The following is a 14,705-nucleotide window of genomic DNA, read 5'->3' on the forward strand; positions in this document are numbered from 1 at the left end:
CGGAAATTCTCGGTATTCTGCCGACCCAATTCCGCGCCGGCCAGAATACGGTGGGTGACATCGCCGCGGACGATGTCGATGACATAATCGGTCTGGTTGAAGACATTGGTGCGGTCGGTGCGGTTGTTATATGCCGAGATCGAAACGGCAGTGCCGGCGGCGTTGACGGCCCCTGGATAGACATTCTGGTAGAACTTGCCGTAGTCGGCAATGCGGGTCCGGTTACGCAGCACGGCGCCGTCCATGTCATGTTCGACCAGCATATCGAAAGAGGCCGCATCGGTATCCGCTTCGCTTTCATCGGCATTGCCGAAGAAGGTACTGCGTCCGGTTTTCAGGGGTTTGCCGCGATAGGACGGAACCCCGCGGTCGACCGTGCGGGTATCGGTGAACAGTTCGGCCCCTAGAACCACCCGGGTGCTGGCGTCGATGCCGAAGGCCACGCCCGGTGCAAAACCGCGTAAATCACGGTGGACGCCATCACGGAAACTGCCGGCATTTTCGGCCATGGCATTGATCCGGTAGGCGACGGTTTCACTCCATGCATCGCCGACATCGGCCTCGGCGCGGAGGAACGCGGCGCTGCCGGCCTGGATCGAAAAAGCGTTGTGGCGGCCGCCATCGGCCTGTTTGCTGACGCGGTTGATGACCCCGCCGGAGCCGCCGCGCCCGAAGATCATGGCATTCGGTCCTTTCAGCACTTCCACCTGGCTGACGTTGTAAAGATCCCGGAAATACTGCACATCATCGCGGATGCCATCGGTATAGAAATCACCGGTGCTGGCATTCCCGCGCATCACCGGCGCATCGCGATGACCCTCGCCCTGGGCCATGCCGACCCCGGGGACATAGCGCAGGACATCGGCCATGCCGTGCAGGGCCTGATCGGCAATCTGCTGTTCGGTCACCACGGAAACGGCCTGTGGCGTATCTTTCAGGGCCGTTTCGGTTTTCATGGCGCTGCTCGGATCGCTGGCCTGGTAACGGAATGGAAAGCCCTTGACCTCGACCTTATCCAGCACCGCCGGGTCCTCAGGGGCGGCATTAACGGCCGTGCTGAGGGCAAAGATCAGGGCGAGGGCAAGCGGGGTGCGCGGGAGCATGGGCAGCGGCTTCAATTTGTAAATGAGAATCAATCTTATTTACATTTGAAAGGATTGGCAAGCCCTTCCCCATTACTGCCGGTAACTTATTGATTTAATATAATGACTAAAGGTGCGGTCTGCGTTCCGTACCCCATTATCCCGACCCCATTGCGAGAAAATCATGGCAGCACATCAAGGCAGTACCGGTAACGTCATCGCGGCACTTTGCAGCCTGCTCATTCCCGGTTTGGGACAGCTCATTCAAGGCCGTCTGCTGTCCGCGGTTTTCTGGTTCGTGTCGGCGTGCATCGCTTTTGCGGTGACTTGGCTGATCACGCTGAGCCTATTGCCTTTCGGTTGGTTCCTGATCAGCGTGTTTTCCTGCATCAGTGCCGCCCGATTCCGCGGGTGACTGTCCGGTCTGTGACCGCATTCACAACCTGCCTGCACAGCCCCGCTACAATGAAATCAACTCCCGGATCGAGCATTGCCATGCCACGTTTTCATCTGACCAGCCTGTCTCTCGTTTTCCTGCTGCTGGCCGGCTGCGGCGGCGGCGGTTCCACCAAACCGGATTCGCAACCGAGCACCACCTGCGCGCAGCGGCTCGGTACCGGCATTTTCGTCAGCAGTACGGTCAATAATCCGGCCGTCACCGATTCAAGCTGTCCGGCGGGATCGACGCTGACCACGGCGGGCAGTTCCTACACCACGACCACCACCACATATTCCTGCCCGGATCCCAACAGCAACAGCAATCCGGTTGCCGCCACCAATACATCGGCACCGATCGTGACCCAGACCAAGGTCTGTACGGTCACGCCGGCGCTGACCTGCGCCCAGAAAGACGGGCAGGGCGCATTCGTCGACAGCAGCGTTACGGATACACTGACCGACGGCACCTGCCCGGCCGGGCAGTACGCGGTCCAGAGCGGTCTTTCGAATGTCACCACCACCACCAGCTACAGCTGTGCCGATCCCAACAGCACTGCCGATCCTACGGCTTCGATCGTTATCGGCGCGCCGGTATTGCAGCGCCCGAAAGTCTGCAATCTCAATGCGCCGATCAACTACAGCACCTACTTCCGCGACAAGACCGGCGTGACCGAAGCGAATGCCGCCGGATTCACCGGCGCGGGCGTGAAGCTGGTGGTGTACGACAACGGCTTCAACATCAACAATGCATCGATCAAGAGCCGCATCAGTGCGACATTCGGCGACCTGACCGATGACAGCCCAGACGCGACCAGTCACGGCACCAGCGTGTCCGCCATCGCGGCCGGTGCCGCGGTCGGCAATTATCCCGGCGGCGTCGCGCCGAACACCATCCTCGCGGTCAGCGACTGGGATGCGCCGATCCAGCCGATCATCGACTGGGGTGCGAAGGTCTATAACTTCTCCTTCGGCTATGATCCGGAATCCGCCGGCGCCACCCCGACGCAGGTCTCCACCTATCTCGGGCCATGGCTTTCCGATCTGCGCGCCATCAAGAATTCCGGCGCCTTCATCGCCATTTCCGCCGGCAACGAATCCAAGGACAGCGTACAGATTCTGGCCGGCGCTCCCGCATTCTATTCCGATCTCGACAACATCTTGGCGGTCATCGCCATGAGCCCGCTTCGGGGGACCATCGCTGACTATTCCAATCGCTGTGGTGCTGTGGCCAAGGAATTCTGCATCGCCGCGCCGGGAACGGTGGACCTGCTGCTGCCGACGGTCAATGCCGGCGATGCGATTACGGCCGATTCCTATTACAGTTTCGACGGCTCACCCGGCTTTGCCGGCACGTCCACCGCCGCGCCCATCGTCAGCGGCATCGCCGCCCTGGTCTACCAGGCCTTTCCGGGCTTCACCGGAAAGCAGGTGCGCGATACGCTGATCACCACCGCCACCGATCTCGGCGCCCTCGGCGTGGACGACATCTACGGCGTGGGTTACGTCAATGCCCAGAAAGCGGTGCTCGGCCCCGCCGCACTGCGTGCGACATTTTCAGCGGCCGTACCCGATGGCGTGACCTGGACCTTCGGCAACGACATCGCCGGCGACGGCGATCTGGTCAAGATCGGCGGCGGCGGTTTGACCCTGACCGGCAACAACACCTATGCCGGACCGACGCGCATCGACAGCGGCAGTCTGAACCTTTACGGCAGCCTCGGCAGTGATGTATTCCTGAATGGCGGCGCGTTCAATGCCTACGGCGGCCGCATCAACGGCGACATGCATGCCGATGCGGGCTCGCTGGGTCTGGCTGCCGGAAGCACGCTGCAGATCGATGGCATGCTGGATCTGGGCGGCGCCTCCCTTGCGCTGCTCGCGCCGAGCACGTACACCGATCAATGGCAGGGTACCGTGCTGACCGCCTCAGGAATCAGCGGCAATGCCGCCGTGGTTTCCGCCTCGCCCTGGTTCAGCAGCAGTGCCGCCGTGCAGGATGCCCGCATCGATGCCAGCCTCCAGCGCCGTGCGGTGACCGATGTGCTGGCCAGCTACAGCACGACGCAGTTGAATTCGGCGGTCAATCTCGAGGCGGCTTTCGCGCAGCTCGATCTGGGCGGCGGCAGCGAGGCCCTCCGGCAATCGGCGGCGGCGTTGCAGTCCACCGACGGCGGACGCGCCGCGGCTGCGATCCTGGCCCTGTCCGGACAGTCGCAGACCACCATGAAGGATGTCGTGCTCGAAACCAGCGATGCGCTGCAGCCCCTGCTCAACGAACGTCTGCGCGACATCGAGCGCGTGGATGGCGAGCGCGGCGGCATGTGGTTCATGGCCGCCAGTCCGGATTCGCGCAAACGCGCGTCCGGATTCCTGGATGCCGACATCAACGGCAGCCTGTGGGCTGCCGGTGCCGATGGCCGCTGGCGCGAGACCAGCATCGGCGCCGCGGTATTCACCGCCGATGACCGCGTCCAGTTCGGCGGCGTGCGCGATCAGGTCCGCGGTGACCGGAACGGCATTGCCCTGTATGCCCGCAAACAGGGCGAGGCCTGGTACTTGCAGGGCTATGCCCTGTATTCCCAGTTCGACAGCCGGGTCACGCGTACGATCGATACCGGTTCCGCTGCGGTACTTGCGGAAAGCCGCAGCACCGGTGATTCGCGCGGACTTTCCATCGAGGCCGGCCGCAAGTTCGGCGACAACTTCGGGTTGGCGCTGCTGGCCGGAGCCGACTGGGCCGATCTGGACGCCTATGAAGAATCCGGCGGCAGCGGACTCGAGCTCGGCTTCCCGTCAGCCCGCTTCACGCGCGTGCTGTTCGGCCCCGATCTGCGTTACGGCCGCGCGCTCGCCGGCGGATTTGCGTGGGATGCCCAGGCCGGCTACCGTTTCGTGGTCAATGATGTCGATACCGGGATGCGTGCTTACTATACGGGGTTGCCGGACACCGGCTTCACCGTGGATGGCATGCCCTATCCGGACGGCTTTCTGAGCTGGGGCCTGGGCCTGGGCTACCGGCATGGCGGCGCGCAATGGTATCTGCGCGGCAACGGCCAGAACAGTGGCAACGCCGACCGGTTTACCGTATCCGCCGGCGTCCGCATCGGCTTCTGACCGGATCAGATCAGGCCGAGACTCAGTGCATATTCCTGCAGCTCCGAGTGCGTGCGCGCCTGCGTCTTCTGCATGATGTGGGTGCGGTGCGCATACAGGGTCTTGTCGGTGATGCCCAGTTCGGCCGCGATGGTTTTCGGGTTCTTTCCCTGCAGCAGGCCGCGCAGCACATCGTGCTCGCGCGGACTGAGCCGGATATCGGGGCGTTGCATGCCGCGCGCGATGTCGGAGGAAAGGTAGCGGTTGCCGTTGACCACGGTGCGGATGGCCAGCACCAGCTCTTCGGCGGCGCGGGTCTTGGTGATGTAGGCGTTCACGCCGAAGGACAGCGCTTTGGAAACAAAGCCCGGATTTTCATGCATGCTGAGCACGATGACCAGCAGCTCCGGATATCCCGGCCGGATGCGCTGCAGCAGCGGAAAGCCGCCGCCTTCGGGCATGTTCAGATCGATGATCAGCAGGTCCGGATGATGCCGCTCGAGCAGCGGCTCCAGCTGGCTCGGCCTGTCGCATTCGGCGCAGACATGCAGATCCGCCTCGCTGTTCAGCAGATGCTTGATGCCATCGCGCAGGATGGCATGGTCATCGAGGAGGGCGATCTTGATCATGGCCCATTATGCCAAAGAATATCCGCACCGACAGCCGGTGCGGTTGTCACCGCCGTGAATACCCGATAGCATGTCGGCAGGGGAAGTCCGTGATCGATGAATTCTTGGCAACGCTGAAACGCCAGCAGTGGCCGCCGCTCGGGTGGGCGCTTGCGGTGGCATGCCTGCTGCTGCTGTTCACCCACTTCGGTTTTTACCACTGGCTGATCAAAGCCGGGTTGTTGTTCGCCGTCTTCTGGATCCGCCCGAACCGCGAATTCCTGGGCTGGTATCTGATCAACACGCTGTGTTCGACCGCCAATGCCTACAAGAATCTGGTGCTGCGCGAGCAGAGCGACATGCCCTTCCTTGGTCTCTGGCCGAGCGCCGAACTGTTCCTGCTCGGCACCATGGCCCTGCCGCTGCTGGTGTTCACCGGCGTCCAGCTGCTCAAGCGCAATGACATCAGGACCGGCAATGCCAACAGTTTCCGCGGCATGTCCTACCTGCTCGGCGCCGGGCTGGCGGTGGCACTGCTGTTGACGCTCAAGGACATCGCGTATGTGGTGACCGACGGCAAGATTTCCGAAGTCAAGGCCGGCCGCATCATCGGCACCCAAGTTCTGGAGTGGTCCAATGCGGTGGAGTCGCTGGGAAGTTTCATCATCAGCCATTTCATGGGCGCCTTCATCGGCGTGATGATCGTGGCGCCCCTGGCGATGTGGCTGGTCGAGCCGGAATTCCGTGCCGGTTCGCGCCGCCTGCTGCGCAGCGCGCTGCTGACCCTGCTGCCGACCGCGGCGCTGATCGCCGTTGCGCTTTACCGCAGCCATGATTCGCAGTTCTTCGGCCTGCTGCAGGTGATGTTGCTGGCGGCGGTGGTGGTGTTTTCGTTCTTCCACGGCTGGCGCGGCGCGGTGGTGTCGATCGTACTGGTCAGCCTGATGATCACCGTCGACAACCACCTGGATCCGTATTCCGCAGATCCGAAGCAGATGCAGCTGTATGTTTCCATCGTCGGCGCGATGGCCCTGCTGTTCGGCGCCGCCATGGACGACCTCAAGGCCCGCGAAAGCGACCTCGAGCGCCAGCGCGCGGATCTGTACCGCGCTTCGATGCAGAAGCAGGACCTGCTCAATCAGCTGATCACCGCCAGCCGGCGCAGCATGCAGGCCCAGGACAACGAACGCCAGCGCATCGCCCATGAACTGCATGACGAGGTCGGCCAATCGATTACCGCGCTGCAGATCCATCTCAATCTGCTCCAGAACGATCTGCACCAGCAGGGCAAGTCGGTACTGGCCGGGCGTCTGGTCGGCATCGCCGACAAGATCAACGACGGCGTTCGCAGCGTGGTGATGGATCTGGCGCCGATCGAACTGGGCGAGCTTGGCCTGGTGATGGCGCTTTCGCATGGATCGTTCGCGCGTATCGCGCGCCAGGCCGGTCTGCGCTACGACGTCGTGTTCCACGGCGATCCGGAAGCGCTTGAATATCTCGATGCCAGTACCCTGCTCGCGGCCTACCGGATCGTCCAGGAATCACTGACCAACAGCATCCGGCATGCCCACGCCGGCAGCTGCAGGGTCAGTCTGTCCCTGCGGCACCGGCACGGCGAATGGCTGCTGTTCATCGCGGTCCAGGATGACGGCATCGGTCTGGCGCGGGCATCGGCCATCGAAACCGGATTTGTGTCCATCCGCGACCGCACGCTGGCCCTGAACGGCCGCCTGCATATCCGTTCGCGTTACGGACTGCGCGTGCATGTGCTGTTGCGGCAGTCCGGCAATGCTAAAGAAAATCGCAGGGATCCACATCGAACGACCAGCGCACCTTCCGCGATGATTTGAGTGCATGCACCTCTTCGCGGACGGCGGCCAGCAACATCTGCAGGGCGTTGCGCCGCGGCGCGTTCAGCACCAGCTGCCAGCGGTAGCGGCCCGCCCGGCGCGGCATGCCGGCCGGCAGGACGCCGGAGCTGTGCACCGCGAGTTTCAGTTCGCGCCGCCGCGTATCGACAAGCGCGGTCACGTCTTCCAGGAAGTGGCGCGCGGCTTCGCTGTGTACCGATTCGGCACGCAGCAACGCCATATGCGTAAACGGCGGAAGCTCGGCCAGCCGGCGTTCGTCGAGCGCCTTGCGCGCGAATTCCGGATAACCGCCGCCGAGCAGATCCGCCAGCAGGGGATGGTCCGGATGATGGGTCTGGATCAGCACCTGACCCGGCATGTCGGCGCGCCCGGCGCGCCCGGCCACCTGGATCAGCAGTTGCGCCAGTTTTTCATGGGCGCGGAAGTCCGAAGAGAACAGGCTTTCATCGACCCCAACCACGCCGACAAAGCGCAGATTGGGCAGGTCGTGGCCTTTGGCCAGAATCTGGGTGCCGACCAGAATGCCGGGCCCGTTGCCGATTTCGGCCAGACGGTTCGCCAACCCGTCGCGCCGGCGCGTGGTGCCGCTGTCGACGCGGACACAGGGGACGTCCGGAAAGGCCGTCATCAAGGCCTCTTCCAGCCGTTCGGTGCCGAAGCCCTGCGCCTGCAGTGCCAGCGAACCGCAGTCGGGGCAGGCCGGCGGTTTCGGTTTTTGATGACCGCAGTGATGGCAATGCAGGCGGCGCTGGCCGGCATGCAGAGTGAGTGCGGTATCGCAGCGCGGGCACATCGCGGTGAAGCCGCAGTCGTGACAGAGCAGTGCCGGGGCATAGCCGCGGCGGTTCTTGAACACCAACGCCTGACCTCCGGCATTCAGGCAAGACGCGATGCCGTCCAGCATGGCCTGGCTCAAGCCGTGTTGCAGCCGGATTTTGCGGACATCGGTGATGCGAACCGCGGGCGGTTTGGCGGCACCCGCTCGCTCAGGCAGACGATGACGTTGATAGCGGCCGATGTCGGCGTTGTGCCAGGATTCCAGTGAGGGTGTCGCGCTGCCGAGCAGCACCGGCACATCGAGGGCTTTTGCGCGCAGCACGGCGACATCGCGCGCATGATAGTGGAAGCCATCCTGTTGTTTGTAGCTGGCGTCGTGTTCCTCATCGACGATGATCAGCCCGGCTTCCGGCACCGGGGTGAACACCGCCGAGCGGGTGCCGAGCAGCACGCGCCCGATGCCGTCGGCCATGGCGGTCCAGGCCTGAGCACGGTCGCCATCGGACAGATTGGAGTGCAGCACATGCACGGGAACCGGCAGCCGCGCCCGGAAGCGTGCCAAGGTTTGCGGCGTCAGTCCGATTTCCGGGACCAGCACCAGAGCCTGCCGACCGCGTGCCAGACAGTCGCGCACGGCCTGGATGTAGATTTCAGTTTTGCCGCTGCCGGTCACGCCTTCAATCAGATGCACACCGAATCCCGGCGATGCCTTCAGTGCCTGCACGCAGGCCGTCTGGTCGGCATTGAGTGCCGGGCCTTGTTCCGGAGTAGCGCTTGTTAATGCATCCCGGCGGTTCAGCGCGATCCGTTCGACCCAATTCCGTGCCTGCAGTGCGCGCATGCTGCTGCGCCAGCCCGGCGTGTCCGTCTCCAAAAGCATTTCCGGCAGCGCACCGGCACGCAGGCGCATCGCCAAGGCCTGCACTTTGCCGGCTCTGCGCAGACTGCCGATGCCGGCATCGCCTTCGGCGCTCAATTGCCAGGCGTACAGGCAGACATCGGGCGGTGCCTTGCCTTCGCGCAACAGCGCCGGTACGGCCGCGCTCATGACTTCTCCCAGCGGCGCCTGATAATACTGTGCGGTCCAGCGCAGGGTCTGCAGCAGCTCCGCGCTGATCACCGGCGTCCGGTCCAGACGCTGCAAAATCGGCTTCAGCGCCTCCGGGGGAGTTTCCGCCACGCCCACGGCGCTGACCCAGCCGACCAATTCACGGGTGCCGAACGGGACCCGGACCCGGCAGCCGATCCAGTCCCCGTCGGCCGTGCTGCCGCCCTCGGGGAGATAGTCGAACAGACCCGGCAGCGGCAGGGGCAGAGCGACTTTCAGGCAGTGGGGCGGTTTAGGCAAGCAGGGCGTCTCGGATTTGGCCGGAAGCGGTGGATAAGATTGTGGACTCACTGGCTTAGCATAGAGCAAATGCCGATTTAAGGGCATCCGCGCTGCCGGAAGTGCCAGCCTGAATCGGAGAAATTAGGATTTATAATCAATGGATTGCACAAAAAATACTGGCGTGTGGCCCGGTATTGCGTTGCCAAGCCAGACAATCAAGCACTTAGCCTTTGCTGTGTACAAGCTTCAATCGCTTAGCCGTGCAAAAGGAGGGATCGGCGTGATGGGGTTTGGCGCTGTCATGGATTCGGACCTCACTTGCAGTCGGTTATTGACTGAAACTTCCAAGACTGTGGACTATCTTGTTCATCTATATCAAGAAACCGTATTATCCACACACATTGTGGATAACAATGTGGATAGGGCCCCGTACAAGCGGAGTCCGGCTCTTTGTGACGGTTGTTTCAGCAACTTGATTAATTTTTAATCAATTTGAAATAATGTTTATTATTCAAGGTGTTGAATGATGGCAGTGGCCCGGAATCCGGTTTTTCGTGGCCAGCGCGGAGCGACGCTGACCATTTTTTCGCCTGTTGAAAAGGTTCCACACGCAAAGCCTTATTCAGACAGCATTCAGTGAAAAATTCGGTAAGAATCCGTGAATTGTTTCACGGCCTCAGAGCATGAGCAGGCCGATGATGACATTGAAGATGACACCCACGGCTAGCAAATTGAGATAGCAGAATCCCAGCAGCCCGAATTTGAAAACGGTCATTTTCCAGCTTTGCCGGTAAATGTGTTTCAGCCCGATCAGAAAATAGGCCGGCACCCAGAACGCCAACAGACTGCCCAACAGCCCGAACAGCGCCGGCCACCAGCCGGCCGCAACCCATCCGCTCATGGCCGAGAGCACCAAGCCGATGGAGATGGCCAGCAGCAGGAAGGCGTGGTTGTGCAGGGCCACGATCAGGTGTTCCATGTACAGGCGCTTGCGGAACAGATAGGCGAGCTTCAGCAACAGTGCAAAAAACGGCAATAGCAGAAGCAAGGCCTGCGGGGTGGCGGCCAGGCCGGCGTGCAGCAGCTGCGTCCAGTCTTTCTGTCGGACGGTGTTTTCCAGCCGGCCAAGCCGCTCGTTCATCAGGTCGTTGGCTGCATCCGGCAGCCAACTCACGGCGATCGGATTGCTTTTGGCATTCCAGGCCTTGCCGTTGAAGTTGCCGATGGTGAAGTTCATATCGTCGCTGCCGGCTTTGCCCGGTGCAACCACGGCGGCCTCCGCTTCAACCGCGGTATCGAGACTCTGCTGGATCAGGAAGAACGCCACGATGCTGAGCAGGAAGTACAGCTTGATCGGACTCAGGTAGCGCGTGCGCCGGTCTGCGAAATATTCGGTGCTGAGCCGGCCCGGGCGAAGCAGCAGGGTTTTCAGGGTGTCCAGCAGCCGTGTGTCCAGATTCAGCACATCGTTGAAGAATTCGCCGGCCAGCTGCCGGAAATGCCGGACCGGGGACTTCTGCTTCTGGCCGCATTGCGCGCAGAAAATACCGGTCACCACCGCAAGGCAGTCACCGCAGCGTCGTTGCCGCGCATTCGGCAGCGTCATGGCGTGGGCTCCGTGATCTGGTTTAAACTGGGTGATTCCCCGAGTGGCCACTATGACGCATTCCCCCTCTTCCTGGCAACGGCTGCGCGCCGAGTCGCGGATCACCTTCACCCTGGCCCTGCCGATCGCCATCGGGCAACTGGCGTCCATGGCGATGAGCGTGGTCGACTCGCTGCTGGCCGGCCGGCACGGTCCGATCACCCTGGCGGCGGTTGCGGTCGGCAGCGCCATCTGGTCCTTGGCCTTGCTGATCTGCGTCGGGCTGATGATGGCGATACCGCCGACGGTGTCCCAGCTCAACGGTGCCGGGCGTCGTGCGGAAGTCGGCCCGGTCTGGCGGCAGGCGCTGTGGCTGGCTCTGGCGGTCGGCCTGCTGCTGCAGGCGTTCATGCGCTGGAGTCCGCAGCTGCTGGTGTGGATGCAGATTGCTCCCGAAGTGTTGGCCCCGGCCACGGCGTTCCTGCATGCCATCAGCTGGGGCGCGCCCGCACTTGCGCTGTTTTTCGCCACCCGGTATCTGAGCGAGGGCCTGTCCTGGACCCAGCCGACGCTGGTGTTCGGCGTCGCCGCGCTGATTCTGCTGATTCCGATCGGGGCCGTGCTGCTGTTCGGCTATGGCCCGATTCCGGAACTGGGTGCGGCCGGACTGGGTTACGCCACCGCCATCGTGATGTGGCTGGAGTTCATCGCCTTCGCCGCCTATTTGCAGCACTCATCCCATTTCCGCGATCTCGGTCTGCTGTCGCGCTTTGAGTGGCCTAATTTCAAAGTCATCCGGGAGCTTTTGGTGCTTGGCGTGCCGATGGGCATCGCCATCTTCATGGAGGGCAGCCTGTTCGTGGCTACCGCGCTGTTCATCGGGCGCCTGGGCGCGGTCGATGTGGCGGCGCATCAGATTGCGCTGAATGTGGCCAGTGCCAGCTTCATGATTCCGCTCGGGGTCGCCTTGGCCACCACGGTCCGTGTCGGCCATGCGGTCGGTGCCGGCGATGTGTCCGCGGTGCGCTGGGCCATGCGTGCAGGACTGCTGCTGGTGCTGGTGACCCAGACCCTGTCTGCGCTGATGCTGGTGTTCGGCGGGCAGGTCATCAGCAGCTGGTACACCGATGATGCCGCCATTGCCGGTCTGGCCGCGACATTGATGATCTATGCCGCTGTTTTCCAGTATCCGGACGGCATCCAGGCCCTGTCCGGCGGCGCCCTGCGCGGCCTGAAAGACACCACGGTGCCGGCCATCATCACCGTCTTCGCTTACTGGGCGGTCGGGCTCAGCTCCGGCATCTATCTCGGCCTGGTGCTGGGCCTGCGCGCGCCCGGTTTCTGGATCGGCCTGAGCATCGGCCTGAGCGTGGCCGCGGTATTGCTGTTTCTGCGCTTCCGGCGTGCGCTCGACAAACTCACGCGGCAATGACGCATGGCACACGAATGCGCGGGCTGAATCGGGTATTCTAGAAGCCTGATTCGAGGAGTTCCTGCGCCATGAGCGATGCCAAACCGGGCCCGATCCGCACCTTCTTCCAGTTCATCTGGAATGCGGTCAATTTCACCAATCACTTGGTGTTCAACCTGATCATGCTGTTCATCCTGATCGGCATTCTGGCAGTGATTTCCGCAGGGATGTCCGCCAAGTCGTTCACCCCGCTGCGCGACAAAACCGCGCTGGTGCTGGATCTGGAAGGCGTGCTGGTCGAACAGCGCACGGTCGATTCGATCAGCACCGCTCTGGCCGAAGCCCAGGGCGGCGGCGAACGCGAGATTCTGCTGCGCGATGTGCTGCGCATCATCAAAGCCGCCAAGAAAGATCCGCACATCACCCATCTAGTGCTGAACACCGACGGCTACAATGCCGCAGGCATGGCCTCCACCCGCGAAATCGTCGCGGCGCTGAAGGACTTCAAGACCAGCAAGAAGCCGGTGTATGCGTTTGCCGACAACTACGAGCAGAAACAATATCTGCTGGCGGCGCAGGCCGATAAAATCTTCCTGGACCCCGAAGGCGCGTTCTTTCCCGAAGGCCTCGGCCGCTACCGTCTGTTCTACCGCGAGGCACTGCAGGACAAGCTCGGGCTGGATGTGCACCTGTTCCGCGTCGGCGAATACAAATCGGCCGCCGAGCCCTATATCCTCGATGCCGCCTCGGAAGAATCCAAGCAGGCCGATCTGTTCTGGATGAATGACATCTGGCAGCGCTATCTGCAGCAGGTCGGCAGTGCCCGCGGCATTGCGCCGGAAGCGATCAGCGCCGCCATCAACGAACTGCCGCAGCGTCTGGCCGCGGTCAAAGGTGATCTGGCGCAGTTGGCCGTGAATGAAAAGTGGGTGGACGGTCTGAAAACCGCCTACGAAATGGAACAATATCTGGTCGAGCAGGGCGTCGCCTTCGATGACGAAAGCGGCAGCTTCCAGCAGATCGACATGATCGATTACCTCGGCCACGTCAACAGCAATCAAATCGCCAAGCCGTCTGCGGATGCCGTGGCCGTGGTCGTTGCCCAGGGCGAAATCGTCGACGGCGAGCAACCGCAGGGCATGGTCGGCGGCGTCACCACATCGGCATTGATCCGCGCCGCACGCGAAGACGACGAAGTCAAGGCGCTGGTGCTGCGGGTCGATTCACCCGGCGGCAGCGTGTTCGCTTCCGAGCAGATCCGCCGCGAAGTGGAATTGACCAAGGCCGCCGGCAAGCCGGTGGTGGTGTCGATGGCGAACGTGGCCGCTTCCGGCGGCTACTGGATCTCGATGAACGCCGACCGCATCTACGCCGATGAATCGACCATCACCGGTTCCATCGGCATCTTCGGCCTGATGATCCGCGCGCCGCGGACGCTGGAGAAAATCGGCGTGCATTCCGATGGCGTCACCACCACGCCCTGGGCCGGCGCGTTCGACATGACCCGGCCGATGGACGAGCCGACCAAGCAGGTCATCCAGAGCGTGATCGAACGCGGTTACGCGCAATTCATCGGCAAAGTCGCCAAGGCGCGCAAACAGACCACGGAAGCGATCGATGCCAACGCCCGCGGCCGTGTCTGGAGCGGTGCCCAGGCCAAGGAAAAAGGCCTGGTCGATGCCTTCGGCGGCCTTCAGGCCGCCATCGATGATGCCGCCGCCCGCGCCAAGCTCGGCCGGAACGATTATCGCGTGGATTACATCGAAGAACCGATGTCGCCGTTCGAGCAGTTCATTTCCAATCTCGCCGGCAACAGTGAAACCCAGGGTCTGGTGCGTTGGGCGTCGCCGGCGCTTGGCCTGATCCAGCAGACCCGCATGGGCCAACAGATCCGTGCCGATCTGCAGTGGCTGGACCGCAACGGCAGCAAGCCGGTGAACGCCGTCGCACACTGCTTCTGCACGTTCTGAGGCGATGCATACCCGCTGGCGCCTGCAGGGACAGACCGCGCTGGTGACCGGCGCCAGCGCCGGCATCGGCCGCGCCGCGGCGCGCGAGCTGGCCGGACTCGGTGCCGAGGTGCTGCTGGTGGCGCGTGATGAAACCAAACTGGCCGAAGCGGCCACCGAGATCGAAGAGGAATGCGCCGGTGCGGTGGTGCGTTATTTCGCCGCCGATGTCAGCGATGCCGAGCAGCGCCAGGAAATCTTCGACTGGATCACCGACCTGGATCTGCCCTTGTCGATTCTGGTCAACAACGTCGGCACCAACATCCGCAAACCCACGCTGGAGCTCACCGAAAACGATTTCGACACCGTGCTCGACACCAACGTGCATGCGCTGTTCGAGCTCGCGCGTCTGGCGCATCCGTTCCTGAAGCAGCACGGCAGCGCCAGCATCGTCAATGTCGGCAGCGTGTCCGGGCTGACCCATGTGCGCACCGGCCCGCTGTACGGTCTGAGCAAGGCGGCGGTGCACCAGCTCAGCAAAAACCTGGCCTGCGAGTGGGC

At 62.7% G+C, this 14,705-nt stretch carries 10 protein-coding genes; 6 read left to right on the forward strand and 4 right to left on the reverse strand.

Annotated features, from left to right (window positions below):
* A partial coding sequence (locus tag Q0W88_RS07800) for a TonB-dependent receptor plug domain-containing protein (protein WP_297801858.1) occupies nt 1–1,103 on the reverse strand: 1,103 nt, incomplete at its 3' end.
* Nucleotides 1,104–1,266: 163 nt separating this feature from the next.
* Between Q0W88_RS07800 and Q0W88_RS07805 the strand changes: the two genes are divergently transcribed.
* On the forward strand, nt 1,267–1,497 hold the full coding sequence (locus Q0W88_RS07805) for a hypothetical protein (RefSeq protein ID WP_297801860.1): 231 nt from the start codon (nt 1,267–1,269) through the stop codon (nt 1,495–1,497).
* 80 nt (nt 1,498–1,577) lie between these two features.
* Complete coding sequence (locus Q0W88_RS07810; RefSeq protein WP_297801862.1) at nt 1,578–4,634, forward strand: S8 family serine peptidase; 3,057 nt, start codon at nt 1,578–1,580, stop codon at nt 4,632–4,634.
* Nucleotides 4,635–4,639: 5 nt separating this feature from the next.
* Here the strand turns inward: Q0W88_RS07810 and Q0W88_RS07815 are convergent, their stop codons facing one another.
* A complete protein-coding gene (locus Q0W88_RS07815) occupies nt 4,640–5,242 on the reverse strand; it encodes a response regulator transcription factor (protein WP_297801864.1) in 603 nt (200 codons plus the stop codon).
* An 89-nt stretch (nt 5,243–5,331) separates the two neighbouring features.
* On the opposite strand from Q0W88_RS07815, the gene Q0W88_RS07820 reads away from it, so the two are divergent.
* Entirely contained in the window at nt 5,332–7,071 is a 1,740-nt protein-coding gene (locus Q0W88_RS07820; RefSeq protein WP_297801866.1) for a histidine kinase, read from the forward strand.
* On the opposite strand, the gene Q0W88_RS07825 is transcribed toward Q0W88_RS07820, so the two are convergent.
* Together Q0W88_RS07825 and Q0W88_RS07830 are read right to left on the reverse strand one after the other, a co-directional pair.
* Nucleotides 7,013–9,217: a primosomal protein N' gene (locus Q0W88_RS07825; protein ID WP_297801868.1), complete on the reverse strand. Its 2,205-nt coding sequence runs from the start codon at nt 9,215–9,217 to the stop codon at nt 7,013–7,015. The genes Q0W88_RS07820 and Q0W88_RS07825 overlap by 59 nt on opposite strands.
* A 658-nt stretch (nt 9,218–9,875) precedes the next feature.
* A complete protein-coding gene (locus Q0W88_RS07830) occupies nt 9,876–10,805 on the reverse strand; it encodes a DUF3667 domain-containing protein (protein ID WP_297801870.1) in 930 nt (309 codons plus the stop codon).
* A 52-nt stretch (nt 10,806–10,857) separates the two neighbouring features.
* Here Q0W88_RS07830 and Q0W88_RS07835 point away from each other — a divergent pair, with 52 nt between their 5' ends.
* From Q0W88_RS07835 to Q0W88_RS07845, 3 genes are all read left to right on the forward strand, one after another.
* Nucleotides 10,858–12,216, forward strand: a complete 1,359-nt coding sequence (locus Q0W88_RS07835; RefSeq protein WP_297801872.1) for an MATE family efflux transporter — start codon at nt 10,858–10,860, stop codon at nt 12,214–12,216.
* 68 nt (nt 12,217–12,284) lie between these two features.
* Entirely contained in the window at nt 12,285–14,165 is a 1,881-nt protein-coding gene (gene sppA / locus Q0W88_RS07840) for a signal peptide peptidase SppA (RefSeq protein WP_297801874.1), read from the forward strand.
* A 4-nt stretch (nt 14,166–14,169) separates the two neighbouring features.
* Nucleotides 14,170–14,705: SDR family NAD(P)-dependent oxidoreductase (locus Q0W88_RS07845; RefSeq protein ID WP_297801876.1), on the forward strand; the 536-nt coding region annotated here is incomplete at its 3' end.

Source organism: Arenimonas sp. GDDSR-1, assembly GCF_025980345.1.
GTDB lineage: Bacteria > Pseudomonadota > Gammaproteobacteria > Xanthomonadales > Xanthomonadaceae > Arenimonas.